Here is a 17,509-nt window from a genome sequence, read left to right on the forward strand (position 1 = left end):
CAGTGTCGCAGGTTCGGGCGATGCGTGGCAATCACGGTGGCGTGACGCGCGATGGCGACCGTGCGGCGGCCGGTGCGTGACGCGTCATGCCTTCCACGTCCCGCGCAACGATTCGGCCGCCGTCGCATGGCGAACGAGTTGGCATCGGTCCCGCCGTCGGCCGATAATCGTGCGGCATCGCTTGCCCACTCTCCCAGTCCAACCGTTATCGGAAAATGCCATGTCCTACGACAACAACAACCCGTTCGCCAAAATCCTGCGCGGCGAACTGCCGTGCGTGAAAGTCGCGGAAGACGACGCGACCCTCGCGATCATGGATCTGATGCCGCAGGCCGACGGCCACGTGCTCGTGATCCCGAAGGAGCCGGCCGCGCAGATCTTCGAGTTGTCCGGCGACGCCGCCGCGGCAGGCATTCGCATGACGCAGCGCGTCGCGGCGGCGGTGCGCGCGGCGCTCGAGCCGGACGGCGTGTTCATCGGCCAGTTCAACGGCGCGGCAGCCGGCCAGACGGTGCCGCACGTGCACTTCCACGTGATCCCGCGCTGGGAAGGCGCGGAGCTGCGGATGCATGCGCGCGAGATCGCCGACGCCGCGACGCTCGAAGCGCTTGCGCAGCGCATTCGCGCGCGCTTCGTGTAACGCGTGCGATTGCACGTGGCGACGGCGCGGCCTGGCGCACCGGCCGGCCGCCGCGCCATCGCCTGTTTCAGCGGTCATGCGAGGTAACACGTGTAACCGCCGGCGAAACTCGGCCCGGCCAACCCGGCGCTAGACTCGGCGCATTGCATCATCGAGCGACAGGAAGGGCGGATCGCCTCTTCGTGCCGGCCGCCGCCGTTTGCGGCGGCCAGGCTTTCGCGAGGTGCCATTCGTCTTTCGCGCCGGGAATCGAGCCATGACCAGACTTCTCATCACGCTTGCCCTGATCGGCGGCCTGTCCGGCTGCTACGTCGCGCCGCCGTACGGCTACGCGCCCGCGCCCGCCTACTATGGCTATGCGCCGGCGTATTACGCGCCGCCCGTCAGCGTCGGGATCGGCGGCAACTTCCGCATCCGCTGATCCGGCACCGGGCGTTGGCGCGGGCCGCATCGGTCAGCGCCAACGTGTGGCGCCGGAGACTCGCGCGGATTCGCGTATCGCATGACGGCGGTGCGCTGCACGGCGTGCGCGCGGTTCCTATACTTCACAGGAAAGTGCATTCCGCATGCCGGTGAGGCAGCCATGACAGTCACCCGCAAGGTCGCCGCCCTGTCGGGCATCTCCACGCTCGTCTATCTCGGGCTCGCGGTGCTCGGCAGCGGCGGGTTCGCGGCCTTCTTCTCGCATCCACCGCTGACCGTCGTCGTCGTCGCGACGCTCGCGATGGCCGGCGCCGCGCTGTTCACCGAAGGCAACCTGAGCAGCGGCGAGCGCGAGAACCGCGACAACCGCTGGGTGCTCGCGGCGTTCGGGATCAGCGGATTACTGCTGGCGTACCTGCCTGCCCTGACCGACCGGCTCGACTTCTGGACCTTCGGCGGCGATGCGGTGCGCTGGATCGGTGTCGTGCTGTACATCGCGGGCGGCGTGCTGCGCATCTGGCCCGTATTCGTGCTCGGCAAGCGCTTCAGCGGGCTCGTCGCGATCCAGTCGGGCCATACGCTCGTGACCGACGGCATTTACAGCCGCATCCGCAATCCGAGCTATCTCGGCCTGCTCGTCAATTCGGTCGGCTGGGCGCTGGCGTTTCGCTCGGGCGTCGGCGTGCTGCTCGTCGTGCTGACGATGGTGCCGCTCGTCGCGCGCATCCGCTCCGAGGAGGCGCTGCTGCGTGCGCAATTCGGCGCCGAATACGACGCGTATTGCGCGCGGACCTGGCGTCTGCTGCCCGGCGTGTACTGACTCCCTTCATTTCTTCCCCGCCGTCGTTTCGGGCTTCACGATTCGTTCCCGATGTGTTGCCACGTGTGTCGCAAACGTGCGACGCCGCACATGGCCGGCGTGTCGTCCAGCCGCGCCGGATCCTCCGCGGAGCCAATGCCGGCGCGGGTTTGCGGGCATTCCGGTGCGTGCGTTCAACGTCGCTTATTCGTAAACAACTTGTTACCAGAATGTCCGCGGCAAGGATGTGGGACCGGTGCTATTCTTCGCCGCAAGCTCATTGAAATGAATTGGTCCGCGGTTCGGCACAATGCCTGACCCGACGTCGATCGATTCAGATCGTCGTACCGAGCGGACCTTCAATAACCAGATTGCGAACAAGGAAGAATACGGGAATGTGGAAGAAAATCGCCCCCGCTCTCGTCGTCGCCGCGTTGACCGGCGCGACTGCACTGCCGGCCATGGCAGGTGACATGAACAACGCGCTTGGCGGCGCGCTCGGCGGGGTAGCCGGCGCAGCGGTCGGCGGTGCGCTCGGCGGCAGCACGGGCTCGGTGATCGGCGGTGCCATCGGCGGCGGCGCGGGTGGCGCGGTGACGTCGAACCGTCGCGAGCGCACCGGCGCGATCATCGGCGGCGCCCTCGGCGGCGGCGCAGGTACCGCGGCGGGCAACGCGATGGGCGGCCGCACGGGCGGCCTGCTGGGTGCGGCTGTCGGCGGCGGCGCCGGCGCGGCGCTCGGCGGCCACATGTCGCGCAGTTCGTACGAACGCGACCACGGCGATCGCGGCTATCGTCACCGCAAGCACCGTCACCACCGCGACTGGGACTGATTGCCGCTGGCGCGGCTCGGTGCGCGAACGGCGCACCGGCGCGCCGACGGCGTCGGCACCCGACGCGAGATTCGGCCCGGCGGCTTGCCGGGCCGCCATCGCCGGCCAGATCGGCGAACCCATTCCGGCCGCTTTGGCCGCAGCCCGATGCCCGATCGACGGGCTGGCAAATTTCCCTCCTCGCTGCTTCTCCCCGTTTTCCGACTACATCGACTCTCGCGACTGAATGCGTCCGGGCAGTGTCGATACCATTCGCGTTTCGTTCGATTCCCGCTGGCCCGTTCTCCGGCCTGACGACGGCAGATGATTGGCGCGGTGCAGCTTGGTGCCGTGCGCACGTCGTCGCACGCCAATCTGCGTAACCGGATGTATCGTGACCCGCGTGCGCGACCGGAATGGCAGCGGTCATTCGCCTGCGCCGCTTGCATCCCGGCGAACGTGCGCGTTGCTTGGCCCGTCAGGATTTCCCTGATGGCCAGACCGTTGCGCCACGCGGCCTCACCGCGTATCACGGGTGCCGGTGGGTAGTGGGAAATCGAATGGAATCCATCGCAACATTTAATTGGTCGATCGCGAACGACTTCGCTATCGTCGGCGATGCTCGCGTATGGCATCGCACCGTGCCGCTGGCCGCGCCTCGCCGCATGGTCGCGAGCGCCACGGCCCGGTCGCCGGCCCACAAGCATGGGCCGCCGCGTCCGAAGAACCGGACGAACCCGTCGCGAAGCCTGGCCGACCGAACGAAGGTGCATGCGCCTTCAAGCCAGCCCGGCAACGACGTCCCGCCGCCGCATGCGTGCCCTGCGTGCGCGTGTGCCGCCCGATGTCGTTGGTGCCCGGGGCCGGACCAACCCATTGCCTGGATGCACTATGTCTAAGACAACGTATTACGCGCCGCATGGCGGCCACCCGCCGCAGACCGATCTGCTGACCGATCGCGCGATGTTCACCGAGGCGTACGCGGTGATCCCGAAGGGTGTGATGCGCGACATCGTCACGAGCTGGCTGCCGTTCTGGACGAACACGCGCCTGTGGGTGATCGCCCGCCCGCTGTCGGGGTTTGCCGAAACCTTCTCGCAGTACATCGTCGAAGTGAACCCGGGCGGCGGCAGCGACAAGCCCGAGCAGGACAAGAACGCCGAAGCCGTGCTGTTCGTCGTCGAAGGTGAAGCCGAACTGACGCTGCAGGGCACGAAGCATGTGCTGAAGCCGGGCGGCTACGCGTTCATTCCGCCGGGCGCGGACTGGACGCTGCACAACGTCAGCGATACCGCGGTGCGTTTCCACTGGGTGCGCAAGCATTACCAGGCGGTCGACGGTATCCCGCTGCCGGAAGCCTTCGTGACCAACGAGCAGGACGTCGAGCCGATCCCGATGCCGGGCACCAACGGTGCATGGGTGACGACGCGCTTCGTCGACATGAGCGACATGCGCCACGACATGCACGTGAACATCGTGACGTTCGAGCCGGGCGGCGTGATTCCGTTTGCCGAAACGCACGTGATGGAGCACGGGTTGTATGTGCTCGAAGGCAAGGCCGTGTATCGACTGAACCAGGACTGGGTCGAGGTCGAAGCGGGTGACTTCATGTGGCTACGCGCGTTCTGCCCGCAGGCGTGCTATTCGGGTGGGCCTGGGCGCTTCCGTTACCTGCTGTACAAAGACGTGAACCGTCACATGAACCTGTTGCTGAATCCGGCGCGTTAAGCGTCGAGCAGGCAGTTGGATGTGAAAGCCCGCCGGGGGGATGCCGGCGGGATTTTTTTTGGAATATTCGTGGGTTTATGGGGACGTTGCTTGCCGACTCGAAGCGGCCATGCGTAGATCTCCGAAGCGGTCGTTTAGCGTGCGCTCGCCTGACAAATACCACTGTCGACGTGGCGAAGTACGCCGATCCCAACTCCGTTCGCACCGAGCGGTAGACTGGACCGAACACCGGGCTGGACGCGTCGCAAGCGTGCTGCCAGCGCCCGCGTTGCACTGGCCGGCGGTCGCATCGAGGATCAGGTTCGCGGCCCCCACCGGATGCGAAATGAGCACGAGGTGACTTGCCTTGAAGCGCACACGATCCGAATTGGTGGTGCGATCTTCTTTCGATACCATGTGCCAGCTTCGATCAGTCCACCGATGTCAGATCAATATCAAGTCGATATAATCTGGAGTACATATCTATTGTTGTATTCGCACGGCAACGGAAGCGTCGCTTCTCACCCCTTCTCTAGATTTTCACCGAACGGGTAGCCTGCGGTTTCCTGCGAAGATAAAGCGTTTGAGCGATCAGCCCCAGAACGAGCGCGACGAGGAGCGCGGCTTGGGCACCGAGAAGCAGTGGCGACTTCGGATCACTGACCAGCGGATGTCCGTCGGGCACACGCTTCAGCGTTTCGGTAACCGTGGGAACCATCAGCACGAATGCGGTCAACGTCAGGCAGAAGGTTTCCAGGTAGATACCGGCTCGACCGGGCAGAGGCAGATACGCAACGCCATATCCAGCCAGTAACAGCACGACGGCTCCGACTCCGATGATGTAGCTGACACCTTGATGCGCTATGGCGAACACGGTCAGAGAACCAATCAACATGGTAACGAAGTACACCCGCCCGGCAACTGACTGCGGAACGATCCTGCCGTAGCGCGCGAACATGTACACGGCCATGGGTATCGCGGGTAGACTGCCGAGAGTGTGTATCCAGCCGAGCGGCGAAATTCCAAACATGGTTTCAATCCTTGTCTTGCGTGATTTCGTTGGTGGTCGACGCTTACTTTAGGCTCACGAAACCCGAATTGACATGACTGAACCTGGGAAAAACTTGACCATTTTTCCGGATCGGGCGTTGGCTGGTCTGGCTAACGGTGATCTCCTGTCTCAGGTTCTTGCGCGTATGCGCATGACAGGCGACCGCGTCTTTTCGTCGATGCTGCAGCCATTCGCGCAGTTGGACATGTCGGCGCGGGCGGCGCACGCGTACGCAGTCATGGAAGGCATGGTGCAAATTGCCGGTGATGAGGCAGACGCTTCCGAGATTCGGTCGGGCGAACTGCTCCTGTTGCCGCGCGGACCTGACGGCCTGCGCATTTCCGCCCTGGACCAACCGGCGAATGTGGTCGTCTGCCACTTCTGGTTTGATCCGGCGAGCCAGCCGGATCTGCTTCTGACGTTACCCGTCATGATCCACCTTCGCCAGGCGGAGACAGGCGACTGGCTGCCGAACATCATGCAGTTTCTTCTGCATGAGGCGGACAATGACGAGGCGGGATCCGCCTTGATGGTCTCCCGCATGATCGATCTCGTGGTGGTGCGTGCGTTGCGTGCCTGGGTTCATCATGGTCATGCATCGAACTGGTTAGGCGGATTGGCGGATAAGCGTATTGCCCGTGCGTTGAAGGCCATCCATGAGCAGTCGCCACGTGGTTTGACGATCGATGGTCTCGCTGCCGTCGCAGGCATGTCCCGCTCCAACTTTTGCGAACGTTTCAATGCGCTCGTCGGCAAGTCGCCGTTGCGTTACCGCAATGAATGGCGCTTGAGCGTCGCGCGGGACATGCTGGCGAAAGGTGACGCACGCGTGGGCGAGGTTGGAAGGTCGGTTGGTTACGAGTCGGAGGCCGCTTTCAGTCGTGCCTACAAGGCCTACTTCGGCCACGCACCTCGAGAAGCGAAGCCATCCATCACGCCCGCTGAATGACGGCGCTGCCCACGACGCCATGCGGTCGCTTCGCTTCGTCGAGCTGTCAGCAAAAATGATCTCGCTATCGCCCATTTTCATGCGGCTGCGGTCATTGCGAGACTCTCGTCGATCCGAACGACGGGCTCATCAGCCAACTGTAGCGTTACTCGATCCTCCATCCCGATCCCCTTGAAAGTGCCGATCCCCGATACGCGGATTGCCACCCATCCAGGATGCGTTGTCGAATGTCGCAAAATGGCCGACCGCCGTCGGTCTTCCCCAGGTTCCTCGTAAATTCGCGACGAACTTGTTTTCTCGGGCGACGCGTACTGCTACAGGCCGAGCGCAGTCGCCGCGAGCGTAGCGACCTGCAAACGCGTATCGGGTAGCAGCCCGTCCTCGATCAACCACACCGCCGACAAACCCGACCACGCGAGAATCCACTGCATCAGCCGGCGGCGGTCTAACGCCGCCGCATCGGCCACGAGCGTGACACGCCGCTCGAAGCGCGCGGGATCGACCGCAATATCGTGCGAGGGATTACAGAACAGGTTCGCGTAGTCGAACGCGCGATCGCCGCGCAGCCCTTTCGGATCGATCGCGAGCCAGCCGCGTTCGCCGAAATGGAGGATGTTGCCGTGATGGATGTCGCCGTGCAGGACGACTTCGTCGATGGGCGGCCCGGCCAGCAACTGGTGCGCGACCGTTGCCGAGCGACGAAGCACGTCGCTACTCGAAGCATCCGACAACAGCGCATGGAACCAGTCATGCAGCGGCACAACCGAAGGTGGCGCCGAAGCACGATGCGCATGCAGCCGCGCGACGACATCACACGCAATGCGCATCGCATCATCGTCGTGCCCCGATTCCGAATAACCGGCCAGCGTGGGCGCCGGCTGCGCCCGTTCGAGCAGGACAGCATCGCCGTCGTGCCGCCACACCTGCGCGGCGCCTTGCCCGTTCCACCAGGTCATCAGCGCATTGCCACGACGTTCTTCATCACACGTAGCGACCTTCAGCATCGCGGGCCGGCCCTGCCAGACGACAGGCAGCAGGCCGCCGCTGGCGGTCAGGATCGGGCCGCCGTCGGGAACGAGGCCCCACAGGCCGAGGTATCGATCGAACATCACGCGATGCTACAGCCGAATCGGATCGCGCGCAGCGCGGTTCGCCTGACGATGTGTCGCACGGTCGCAGATGCGACGTGAACGGCTCCGCCGCACTTTCCTAAATAAAATTTAGCCAGCCAAACTTTGGCTAAAGAATGTTCCGGTTTCGCGCCATCCCTTCGACAATGCGCGTCTTTCGTGACCAGTCGTTGCCTCTCGCGCACCGGCCGTCACAGCATCGAAGAAGGAGCCCGGCATGACCGACCACACCGCATCCCCGCCATCGCCACCCGCGCCGCCGCCACGCCGTCGCCGCGTGTGGCGCACGCTCGCGGGCGCGCTGCTCGGCCTGACGTTCGCATGCGCGGGCATCGGCGCATGGACGATCCAGCGCATCTGGACGCAGTTGCCGTCCGTCGAGCACCTCGCCGTCTATCGTCCCGCGCTGCCGCTGCGGATCTTTTCGCGCGACGGCGACCTGCTGGCCGAATACGGCGTCGAGCGGCGTGAGTTCGTGCCGCTCGAACGCATCCCGCCGCTGATGCGGCAGGCGCTGCTCGCGGCCGAGGACGCGAAGTTCTACCAGCACGGCGCGGTCGATTTCGGCGGCCTCGCGCGCGCGACGTTCGCGAACGTCGTGACAGGGCAGCCGGGGCAGGGCGGCAGCACGATCACGATGCAGGTCGCGCGCAACTTTTACCTGACGCGCGACAAGGTGCTGAGCCGCAAGCTCGCCGAGATCCTGATGGCGGCCAAGCTCGAACGCGAATACAGCAAGGACAAGCTGCTCGAGCTGTACATGAACGAGATCTACCTGGGCGAGCGCGCGTACGGTTTCGCGGCAGCCGCGAACGTGTATTTCGGCAAGCCGCTCGACGCGCTGAGCGCGGGCGAGGCGGCGGTGCTCGCGGGGCTGCCGAAGGCGCCGTCCGCGTTCAACCCGGTCGTCAATCCGGCGCGCGCGACCGCGCGGCGCAACTACGTGCTCGGCCGCATGCATGCGCTCGGCCAGCTCGACGACGCGACGTATCGCGCGGCCGTCGACTCGCCGATCGCGCTGGCGACCACGCCGCCGCCGGGGATCGTCGCCGCGCCGTACGTCGCCGAGCGCGCGCGCCGGATGATGGTCGAGCGTTTTCACGACGACGCCTACACGCTCGGCCTCGACGTGACGACGACGATCTCGATGCGCGACCAGCGCGCGGCCGAAGCGTCGCTCGAACGCACGCTGAGCCGCCAGCCGCGCGCGAAGCGCGATGCGCGCAACGGGCTCGAAGGGGCACTCGTGTCGCTCGACGCGGCCACGGGCGACATGCTCGCGCTCGTCGGCGGCGCGGATTTCAACCGGAACGTGTTCGACCATGCGCTGCAGGCGTATCGCCAGCCGGGCTCGAGCTTCAAGCCGTTCGTCTATTCGGCGGCGCTTGAGAAAGGCTACTTCCCGGGCGTGCTCGTCGACGATACGCAGCGCACGCTCACGCATGAGGAAACCGGCGCGCGGCCGTGGCGCCCGCGCAATTTCGCCAACAACTACGAGGGCTTCATTCCGGTGCGGCGCGGGCTCATGCGCTCGAAGAACCTCGTTGCGGTCAGCCTGATGCAGGCCACCGATGCGCGCTACGTGCAGCAACACGCGGTGCACTTCGGTTTCGACGCGCAGCGCAATCCGGCGTCGCTGCCGCTCGCGCTCGGCGCGGGCGCCGTGACGCCGCTCGAACTGGCGAGCGCGTACAGCGTGTTCGCGAACGGCGGCACGCGGATGGAGCCGCGCCTGATCCTGTCGGTGAAGCAGCGTCATGGCGGCGCGATGTACGAGGCGACGGCGCCGGCAGGCGAGCGCGTCGTATCGGCGCGCAACGCGTTCGTGATGGACAGCATGCTGCGCGACGTCGTGAAGGCCGGCACCGCGCGCGGCGCGCTGGCGCTGCGCCGCGACGACGCGGCCGGCAAGACGGGCACGTCGAACGGCTCGAAGGACGTCTGGTTCGCCGGTTATTCGTCGGGCATCGTCGCGGTCGCGTGGCTCGGCTACGACACGCCGCGCCCGATGGGGCGTGCGACCGGCGCATCGCTCGCGCTGCCGGTCTGGCTCGACTACATGAAGACGGCCGTCGACGGGCGTACGCCGGTCGAGGCGACCCCGCCGCAGGACGTCGCGCTCGTCGACGGCGACTTCGTCTACGCCGAATACACGCGCGGCACGTGCACGGCCGACGTGCCGTCATACATCCGCAGCCGCTTCGCGTGCGGCGGGGGGGCGGCGGCCGATACGTCGGACGCGCCGGGCAACAACGGCAAGCCTGCCGAGCCGATGCCTGCCGCGGTCGACGCGGCCGAGCGCGAACGTGTGCTCGACCTTTTCCGGACGGATGACTGACGCGCACCATGCATACGCTTTATCTGATTGCAATCGTCGCGGAAGCGATGTCGGGGGCGCTGATGGGCATGCGCCGCGGGATGGATCGCTTCGGGCTCGCGCTCGTCGGCGCGGTGACGGCGCTCGGCGGCGGTACCGTGCGCGACGTACTGCTCGGCCACTATCCGCTCGGCTGGATCGCGCATCCCGAGTACCTTGTGATCACGCTCGTCGCGGCGACCGTCGCGTCGTGGGTCGCACGGCATGTCGCGCGAATGAAGACGCTGTTCGTCACCGTCGACGCGATCGGCCTCGCGGCATTTACGATCATCGGCTGCGACATCGGCGCGTCGACGGGCACCGCGCCGATCATCGTCGTGCTGGCCGGCGCGATCACCGGCGCGTGCGGCGGGATGCTGCGCGACCTGCTGTGCAACGAGATGCCGCTGATCCTGCGCGAGGAGCTGTACGCGAGCGTCGCGTTCGTGACTGGGGCGCTGTATGTCGGGATGCAGCACCTTGGCATCGATGCCGGGGTCGCGACGGTGGTCGCGCTCGCGGCGGGCTTCACGATGCGGATGCTCGCCGTGCGGCTCGGCTGGAAGATGCGGACGTTCGGCGCGGCGGACGTCGGGCATTGAGCGGGAGCGCGTGCCGCCCGCTTGGCGCGCGGGCACGGATCGAGCCGGCCACGGCGCTCCGGTGAACGCCCAGGCCGGAGCGAACGTCAGTCTGCCTGCATCACCTGGAAGACGTTGCCTTCCGGATCGATGCCGTCGTACATCGTGTATGCGAACCCGTCATAGCGCTTGAGATCGCGCACCGTCACGCCGTTGCCGGCCAGCCGCTCGCGATGCGCGCCGATGTCCTGGCCGATCGAGAACACCAGCTTCACGTGACTGGCTTGCGCACGCGCTTCCGCATCGGCAGGTACCGCGTGGCGGAACGCCGGGCCGGCGAAATGCAGCGCGAGCTCGATGGCGCCGGCACCGAGCACGATCCACTCGTGTTCGATTTCCTCGATGACGGGCAGATCGAAATATCGTTGGTAAAACGTCTTGAGCGACGCGACGTCCTGGACGTACAGGATGAGGCGGGTCATCGGAAGCGGCACGTGGGCCTCGTTGAAGGGATGCGCGAAGCGCGAATGATGTGTCGTGAAAGTCGTTGCTATCGATCATGCATGACACCGCGCGGCGCAATGCTCAGGCGACACGCGACACGCGACACGCGCTACGCGGGCACCATTACCGGCGGCGCACCGTCGCCGGTCTCCACCATCTTCACCGCGAACCCGTAGCACCGCGCGATATGCGCCGGCGTCATCACGTCGCGCGGCGTGCCGTGCGCGACGATCGTGCCGTCGGCGAGCATCGCGATCGTATCCGCGTGCCGCGCGGCGAGGTTCGGATCGTGCACGATCGCGAGCACGCCGAGCTGCCATTCGCGTGCAACGGCGCGTACGGTTTCGAGCAGGCGGTGCTGATGCGAGAGATCGAGCGCGGCGGTCGGCTCGTCGAGCAGCAGGTAGCGCGGGCCGCTTTCCGTCGCTTCGTCGTCCGGCCACAGCTGAGCGAGCACACGGGCGAACTGCACGCGCGCGAGTTCGCCGCCCGACAACGTCGTGACGTCGCGGCCGACGAGGGCATCGGCGCCCGCGCGTTCGAGCGCGTGCCACGCGATGTCGCGATCGCGACGTGACGTTGCACCGCTGCGGCGTGCATGCGGATAACGGCCGAGCAGCACGATTTCGTCGACGCTGAACGGAAACGCAGGCTGCGCGGCCTGCGGCAGCACCGCGCGCAGGCACGCAAGTCGCGGCGCGTCGATGCGCGCGAGCGGTTCGCCGTTCAGCGTGATGTCGCCGGTCACGCGCACGCCGTTCGGCGCGGTGCCGCCGGTGAGTTCGCCGGCAAAGGTCTTCAGCAGCGTACTCTTGCCCGCGCCGTTGCGGCCGAGCAGCGCGGTCACGCGGCCGGGTTCGATCGACAGCGACAGGTCGCGCAGGATCGCGTTGTGCCGACGGGCGACGTCGAGGTGATGGGCGGTCAGCATGGTCGTCGTGAGAAAAGGGTTAGCCGCCGAGCGCGCCGCGGCTCTTCCACAGCAGCGCCAGAAAGAACGGTGCGCCGAGCAGTGCGGTCAGCACGCCGAGCGGAATTTCCGCGGGCGCGGCAACCGTGCGCGCGGCGAGATCGGCTGCGAGCGTCAGCAACGCGCCGAGCAGCGCGGCGCCCGGCAGCACGATGCGTTGGTCGGGGCCGCACGCGAGCCGCACGCAATGCGGCGCGACGAGCCCGATGAAGCCGATGATGCCGGCGCACGACACCAGCGCGCCGACTGCGAGCGCGACCGCGACGAGCACGCGCCGCTTTAGCCGCTGCACGGGCACGCCGAGGTGCAGCGCCTCGGTTTCGCCGAGCTGCAATGCGTTCAGCGCGTCGCGTTCGCGCGCGAGCAGCAGGCAGCCGATCGCGACGCACGGCGCGACGGCCGCCAGCGCGGGCCATTGCGCGCCGCCGAGGCTGCCGAGGCTCCAGAACGTCAGTGAGCGCAATTGCGCGTCATCGGCGACGAACGTGAGGAGCCCGATCGCCGCGCCGGCCAGCGCGTTGATCGCAATGCCGGCGAGCAGCAGCAGCGGCAGCGCGAGCCGGCCGCGCGATGCGGCGAGCCGGTAGACGAGCGCCGCGACCGCGAGCGCGCCTGCGAATGCGGCAACGGGCAACGCGGCCGCGTTCACGTGCGCGGCAAAAAGCGCGGGGCCGAGCACGATCATCGTCGTCGCGCCGAGCGCGGCCCCGCTCGACACGCCGACGAGCCCCGGATCGGCGAGCGGATTGCGGAACAGCGCCTGCATCGCGGCGCCGGTCGCGCCGAAGCCGCCGCCGACCAGCAACGCGAGCGCGACGCGCGGCGCGCGGATGTCGAACAGCACCGCGCGCGCCTGCTGCGCGCCCGCATCGCCGGTCAGCGCGGCCCAGGCTTGCGCGAGCGGAATGCGATACGCGCCGACGCACAGTGCGACGACGGACATCGTGCAGACGAGGCAGGCGAGCGCAACCAGCGCGAACCGCGCGAAGCGGCGCGACGTGCCGATGCACGCGGCGCCGGAGCGCGGCGCGGGCGACGAGGCGGGGAAAGACGAAGCGTGAGCGGGCATCGGGGCAGTCCGGAATCAGGCGAGCGCATCCGACAGGCGTCGATGCAGGGTCGTGACGGCGAGCGGCAGGCGCGGGCCGAAGCCGAGCAGGAACAGCGCGTCGAGCGCCACCACGCGCTGTGCACGGCCGGCCGGCGTCGCGCCGAAGCCGGGCGTTGCGAGCAGCGCGGCGCGGCCGCCGACGGCCGCGAGCCCTTCGTCGGAGATCAGCACGACGTCGGGCGCGGCGGCTGCCAGCGCCTCGGTCGTCAGCGGCTTGTAGTGATCGAAGCCCTGCATCGCGTTGCGCGCGCCCGCGTAGCGGATCATCGCGTCGGCGGCCGTACGCTGGCCGGCGACGAGCGCCTGGTTGCCGGTGTGGTTCAGCACGAACAGCACACGCGGCGGCTGCGCGCCGCCGGGCGCACGGGCAGCGACCGCATCGCGCGCGGCCTGCCAGTCGCGGTCGAAACGCTGCAGCAGCGCGGCACCCGCGCCACCCACATCGAGCGCCTGCGCGACGCCCGTGATCTTCGCGCGCACCGAATCGACGTCGTGGCGTTCGTCGAACGTGGTCACCGCGACGCCGGCGCTTTTCACCTGTGCGATCGCGGTGGGCGGGCCGGCTTCCGCCGATGCGAGCACGAGATCGGGCCGCAGCGACAGCAGCCCCTCGGCAGACAGCGCGCGCTGGTAGCCGACCTTCGGCAGCCGCTTTGCGGCGTCGGGGTACGTGCAGGTCGTGTCGGCGCCGACGAGCCGGTAGCGCGGCGTCTCGGCGCCGCCGAGCGCGAACGCGGTTTCCGCGAGTGCGCCGCCGATCACGACCACGCGTTTCGGCGCGGCCTGCGCACCCTGGGCGAGCACGCTGCCGGGCAGCGCGCCCGCGAGCGCGCCGGCCGCCGCGCTCGCCAGCACCGCGCGGCGGCGCGGATCGAACGGTCGCGCGCTCACCGCGCGCCCCCGCGTGCCGCGGTCGGCAACGTCGCGACGAGCGCGCGCCAGTCATCGCGTTCTACCTTGCCGGGTTTGCGTTCGCCGAACAGCAGCGCGACGTGGTCGCCCTGCCGGTCGAACAGCTCGAGCGACGTGACGATGCCGTCGCTCGTCGGCTTCTTCACGACCCACGCGGCGGCGATCAGGTCCTCGCGCACGTGCAGGTTGAAGCCCGGGTCGAGCACGTTGATCCATGCGCCGACCTCGCGCACGTTCGCGACGGGTCCCGTATGGATCTGGATCATTCCCGCGTTGCCGACGAATACCATGATCGGCTGGCCGCTCTGCGCCGCCTGCTGGAGCACGTGACGCAGCGCATGCGCGGTTTCGACCGGATACGCATATTGCGGATCGGCGAGGCGCAGCGCCTGCATGCGGCTCACGCCGAAGCGCTGCGTGATGCCGAAGAACTGGTGCGTGTCGGTCATCGCGTCCCACGCGGCGCGAAAGCCCGCGACGTCGATCTCGGTGTCGGCGCGCTCGGGTGTTTTCGGCGCAGCGGGCGCGACCTCGAGGCCCGGCTCCTGCGACGGCGCACGCCAGCGTTCGACGAACGCGTCGTACGCGGCGTGGTCGCTGTGTGCACGCAGGTAGACCTTGTGGATCGCATGGCCCTGCGCGTCGAAGAACTGCAGGCTCTTCAGCGGGCCGTGCGCGGTTTCGTCGCGCACGGCGAACGCCGACACCCAGTGGCGATAGAAGATGCGCAGGTCGATATCGCCGAGCGCGAGGCCGACGGGGCCGTCATGGCTCATCTGCGCATATTCGCCATCCTTTTCGTGGACGGCCGTGTCGTTGCGCGTGAGCGCCATCACGCGGCCGAGGCGCGGCATTTCCTCGAACATCGCCGGAAAGCGCGCGTCGAGCCGCACGACGTGCTCGCCGACGAACGCGGCGAGCGCCTCGCCTTCGCTGACGCCGAGCGCCTGCGCGACGTCGCGGTTGCGCAGCTGGCGCTCGGTCTTGAGCTTGACGAACGCGTCGCGCAGCGCGGCGGCCGCGCGGGCCGGCGTGGCCGGTTGACCGGGAAGGGCGGATTGCATCATGTCGGACTCCTTCAAGTAACGGTTGGGGTGGCAGCGCGGGCGGCGCGCATCAGAAATCCACTTTCATGCTGACGGCGACCGTGCGTCCGGACGACGTATACGCATCGAGCACCTGCGAATCGGCCGCGATGCCGCGCACGTCCGACCAGTTCCAGTATTTGCGGTCGAACAGGTTGCGGATGCCGATCGTCGCGCTCACGTGCTTGTTGAAGCGGTAGCCGCCGCGCAGGTCGACGACCAACGACGACGGCGGCGCGAAGCACGCCTTGTTCGAACAGTCGGACTTGTCGATGTCCTTGTCGCGTTTCGCGGCCTGGAACAGCAGGTCGGTCTGCACGTACCAGCGCTCGGTCGGCTCGTAGCGCACGCCGAACACGGCCGAGAACGGGTTGACGGTGTTGAGCGGCTGGCTGGCCGCGCCGTCGTTCTGCGTCGAGCCCTTCGTGAACGCCATCGCCGTCTTCAGCGTGACGCCGTTCGGCATCACCCATTCGGCGCGGCCTTCGAGGCCGTGAATGCGCGCGTCGGCGAAGTTCACGTACTGGAACACGGACGGGTCGGTTGGCCGGCCGCTGCCGGCGATCGTCGTGCGCGAGATGAAGTTGCGGTAGCGGCCGGTGAACGCGGCGGCGCTGTAGCGCACGACGCCGTAGCCGGTGCCGGCCTTGCCGCGCAGGCCGGATTCGAACGTATCGCTCGTCTCGGGCTTCAGGTTCGGATTGCCGATCGACGTGTAGCCGTACACCGGGTTCGAGAAGCTGCTGTTCACCTGGTCGGGCGTCGGCGCGCGGAAGCCGTGCGCGTACTGCACGTACGGAATGACCGCGGGCGTGATCTCGTAGAGCACGGCGACGCGCGGCGACAGTTCGTTCGCGCTCGTCGACACGGCCTTGCCGGTGAACAGCGGATCGTTCCCGGTCGGGCTCAGCCGGTACGTGTCGAAGCGCAGGCCCGGCGTGACGAGCAGGCGGCCGTAGCCGATCTGGTCCTGCACGAACGCGCCGAACAGCGTGTAGTCGGTGTCGGGGAACGCCTTGTTCGGGAACGCTTCGCCGACGCCCGGCACCGTGCCGTCGCGCAGGTTCGTCACGCGCGACACGCTGCCGTCGACGCCGTACAGCAGCTTGTGCGCGAACGGGCCGGTCGCGAAGCCGCTTTCGGCGAATGCGGAGCCGCCGAACGTGCGCTCCTTGTACTGGTTGTCGCGCGAACGCGAAGCCGCCCTGCCGCGCGTCTCGAACGCGTACTGGTCCTGCTTCGCGTCCTGATAGTAGAACTGCACGTGCGCGGTCTGGAACCAGCGGAACGCATCGTCGCGGAAGTCGTAGTCGACGCTGAAGCGGTTGCGCTCGAGCCGGTCATAGGTCGTGAGGCCGAGCGTGGTCGGCGGGCTGATCGCCGACAGCACGTCGGTGCTCACGCGGCGCTGTACCGTTTCGGCGGTGAACTTGATCGTATCGCGCGCGGTGGGCGTCAGCACGAGCTTGCCGAGCAGCGATTCCGAATAGACGTCCTGCGGGTTCGACGTGGTGCGCAGCGTGCTCGCCGAGTTGTTGCTGCCGCGCGTGTCGACTTCGTGGCCGCGCCGGCCGTCGGCGATGATCATCCCCTGCACGCGATCGTTGCCGCCCGCGGCCGACACGGTCGCGCCGATGCTGCGATCGGCCGAGTCGTAGCTCGGCCGGAACGAGAAGTAGTAGGGCTTGTTGTAGATCGACAGCAGGTCGCGCGGATCCTTCGTGATGAAGTTCACCGCGCCGGTCAGGCCGTCGCTGCCGTAGAGCGCCGAGGCCGGCCCGCGCAGGATCTCGATGCGCTTGAGCGTGTCGAGATCGGCGTAGTCGCCGCGCCCCGCTTCGAGCGGCCCGAACGAAAACGCGTTCGGCAGGCGGATGCCGTCTTCCATCAGCAGCACGCGATTGCCTTCGAGGCCGCGGATGTTGATGCTCGAATCGCCGTCGCGGCCGCCGCCGAGCGCGGCGCTGCCGGGCCGGTACGCGGTGCGGCGCACGGTGATGCCCGGCTCGTAGCGCAATGCGTCCTTGATGTTGGTGGCCTGCTGTTCTTCCAGGTCCTCGTCGGTGATCACCGAGACGGACGCCGCCGTGCGGCTCGCGGCCGTGGCGGTACGGTTGGCCGTGACCGTCACGGGGTCGAGCAGCGCCGCATCGCCGCGCGTGGATGCGGCGACGAGGATGGCGGAAGGCGGGGTGGCGCCTTGCGGCGTCGAATCGGCGTGAGCCGAGGCGGCGGACAGGCCGAACGCGCCGAACAGCGCGGCACAGATCGGCCGCCGCGCCAGCGTATAGCAATGCACAGGTGGTCTCCCATTGACGATGACAAGCCCGGAGGCTGGCTGGGTGACGCGTTCACCTGGCTGGCCCGCCCGCGCACGGAAGGCGGCGAGCGGCGAATTGAAAGGAAACTGATAACTTTACCAGTGTAAATGAGAATTATTATCAATACAAGGAAGGAAAGCGGCCTGTGGGGGTGAGCG

At 67.5% G+C, this 17,509-nt stretch carries 16 protein-coding genes; 8 read left to right on the forward strand and 8 right to left on the reverse strand.

The genetic code is table 11. The features are described from left to right. The first annotated feature begins 220 nt into the window (after positions 1-220). The 5 genes from LGN17_RS14495 (at position 221) to LGN17_RS14515 (ending at position 4,402) form a co-directional block, all read left to right on the forward strand. The gene (locus LGN17_RS14495; RefSeq protein WP_043181059.1) at positions 221-640 is read left to right on the forward strand and encodes an HIT family protein; all 420 of its coding nucleotides are present in this window, start codon (positions 221-223) and stop codon (positions 638-640) included. Positions 641-896: 256 nt separating this feature from the next. Next, entirely contained in the window at positions 897-1,061 is a 165-nt protein-coding gene (locus tag LGN17_RS14500) for a hypothetical protein (protein ID WP_011353821.1), read from the forward strand. 162 nt (positions 1,062-1,223) lie between these two features. Then, positions 1,224-1,883: a methyltransferase family protein gene (locus LGN17_RS14505; protein WP_226197406.1), complete on the forward strand. Its 660-nt coding sequence runs from the start codon at positions 1,224-1,226 to the stop codon at positions 1,881-1,883. Positions 1,884-2,257: 374 nt separating this feature from the next. Next, positions 2,258-2,695, forward strand: a complete 438-nt coding sequence (locus tag LGN17_RS14510; protein WP_175952616.1) for a hypothetical protein — start codon at positions 2,258-2,260, stop codon at positions 2,693-2,695. 870 nt (positions 2,696-3,565) lie between these two features. Then, positions 3,566-4,402 carry a bifunctional allantoicase/(S)-ureidoglycine aminohydrolase gene (locus LGN17_RS14515; protein WP_226197407.1) on the forward strand — a complete coding sequence of 279 codons (837 nt, stop codon included), beginning with the start codon at positions 3,566-3,568 and terminating at the stop codon, positions 4,400-4,402. A gap of 511 nt (positions 4,403-4,913) precedes the next feature. Here the strand turns inward: LGN17_RS14515 and LGN17_RS14520 are convergent. Continuing rightward, positions 4,914-5,411 carry a hypothetical protein gene (locus tag LGN17_RS14520; RefSeq protein ID WP_226197408.1) on the reverse strand — a complete coding sequence of 166 codons (498 nt, stop codon included), beginning with the start codon at positions 5,409-5,411 and terminating at the stop codon, positions 4,914-4,916. Positions 5,412-5,484: 73 nt separating this feature from the next. Here LGN17_RS14520 and LGN17_RS14525 point away from each other — a divergent pair, with 73 nt between their 5' ends. After that, the gene (locus LGN17_RS14525; RefSeq protein ID WP_226197409.1) at positions 5,485-6,381 is read left to right on the forward strand and encodes a helix-turn-helix transcriptional regulator; all 897 of its coding nucleotides are present in this window, start codon (positions 5,485-5,487) and stop codon (positions 6,379-6,381) included. 314 nt (positions 6,382-6,695) lie between these two features. Here LGN17_RS14525 and LGN17_RS14530 read toward each other — a convergent pair whose 3' ends face one another. Continuing rightward, positions 6,696-7,490, reverse strand: a complete 795-nt coding sequence (locus LGN17_RS14530) for an aminoglycoside phosphotransferase family protein (RefSeq protein WP_226197410.1) — start codon at positions 7,488-7,490, stop codon at positions 6,696-6,698. Positions 7,491-7,728: 238 nt separating this feature from the next. On the opposite strand from LGN17_RS14530, the gene LGN17_RS14535 reads away from it, so the two are divergent. Together LGN17_RS14535 and LGN17_RS14540 are read left to right on the forward strand one after the other, a co-directional pair. Then, entirely contained in the window at positions 7,729-9,849 is a 2,121-nt protein-coding gene (locus tag LGN17_RS14535) for a penicillin-binding protein 1A (RefSeq protein WP_226197411.1), read from the forward strand. Positions 9,850-9,857: 8 nt separating this feature from the next. Then, positions 9,858-10,469, forward strand: coding sequence for a trimeric intracellular cation channel family protein (locus LGN17_RS14540; protein ID WP_175965093.1), 612 nt, complete (start codon positions 9,858-9,860; stop codon positions 10,467-10,469). Positions 10,470-10,555: 86 nt separating this feature from the next. Here LGN17_RS14540 and LGN17_RS14545 read toward each other — a convergent pair whose 3' ends face one another. From LGN17_RS14545 to LGN17_RS14570, 6 genes are all read right to left on the reverse strand, one after another. Continuing rightward, positions 10,556-10,942 carry a VOC family protein gene (locus LGN17_RS14545; RefSeq protein WP_226197412.1) on the reverse strand — a complete coding sequence of 129 codons (387 nt, stop codon included), beginning with the start codon at positions 10,940-10,942 and terminating at the stop codon, positions 10,556-10,558. A 119-nt stretch (positions 10,943-11,061) separates the two neighbouring features. Beyond that, positions 11,062-11,883 (reverse strand): heme ABC transporter ATP-binding protein, encoded by an 822-nt coding sequence (locus LGN17_RS14550; RefSeq protein WP_226197413.1) that lies wholly within the window; start codon positions 11,881-11,883, stop codon positions 11,062-11,064. A 19-nt stretch (positions 11,884-11,902) separates the two neighbouring features. Continuing rightward, positions 11,903-12,991, reverse strand: coding sequence for a FecCD family ABC transporter permease (locus tag LGN17_RS14555; protein WP_226197414.1), 1,089 nt, complete (start codon positions 12,989-12,991; stop codon positions 11,903-11,905). Between the two features lie 15 nt (positions 12,992-13,006). Then, on the reverse strand, positions 13,007-13,924 hold the full coding sequence (locus LGN17_RS14560) for a heme/hemin ABC transporter substrate-binding protein (protein WP_226197415.1): 918 nt from the start codon (positions 13,922-13,924) through the stop codon (positions 13,007-13,009). Next, a complete protein-coding gene (locus LGN17_RS14565) occupies positions 13,921-15,012 on the reverse strand; it encodes a hemin-degrading factor (protein WP_226197416.1) in 1,092 nt (363 codons plus the stop codon). The genes LGN17_RS14560 and LGN17_RS14565 overlap by 4 nt, the downstream gene beginning before the upstream one ends. 49 nt (positions 15,013-15,061) lie before the next feature. Further along, a complete protein-coding gene (locus LGN17_RS14570; protein WP_226197417.1) occupies positions 15,062-17,329 on the reverse strand; it encodes a TonB-dependent hemoglobin/transferrin/lactoferrin family receptor in 2,268 nt (755 codons plus the stop codon). Positions 17,330-17,509: the final 180 nt, after the last annotated feature.

It is taken from the genome of Burkholderia sp. AU30280, assembly GCF_020420125.1.
In the GTDB taxonomy this organism is placed as follows: domain Bacteria; phylum Pseudomonadota; class Gammaproteobacteria; order Burkholderiales; family Burkholderiaceae; genus Burkholderia.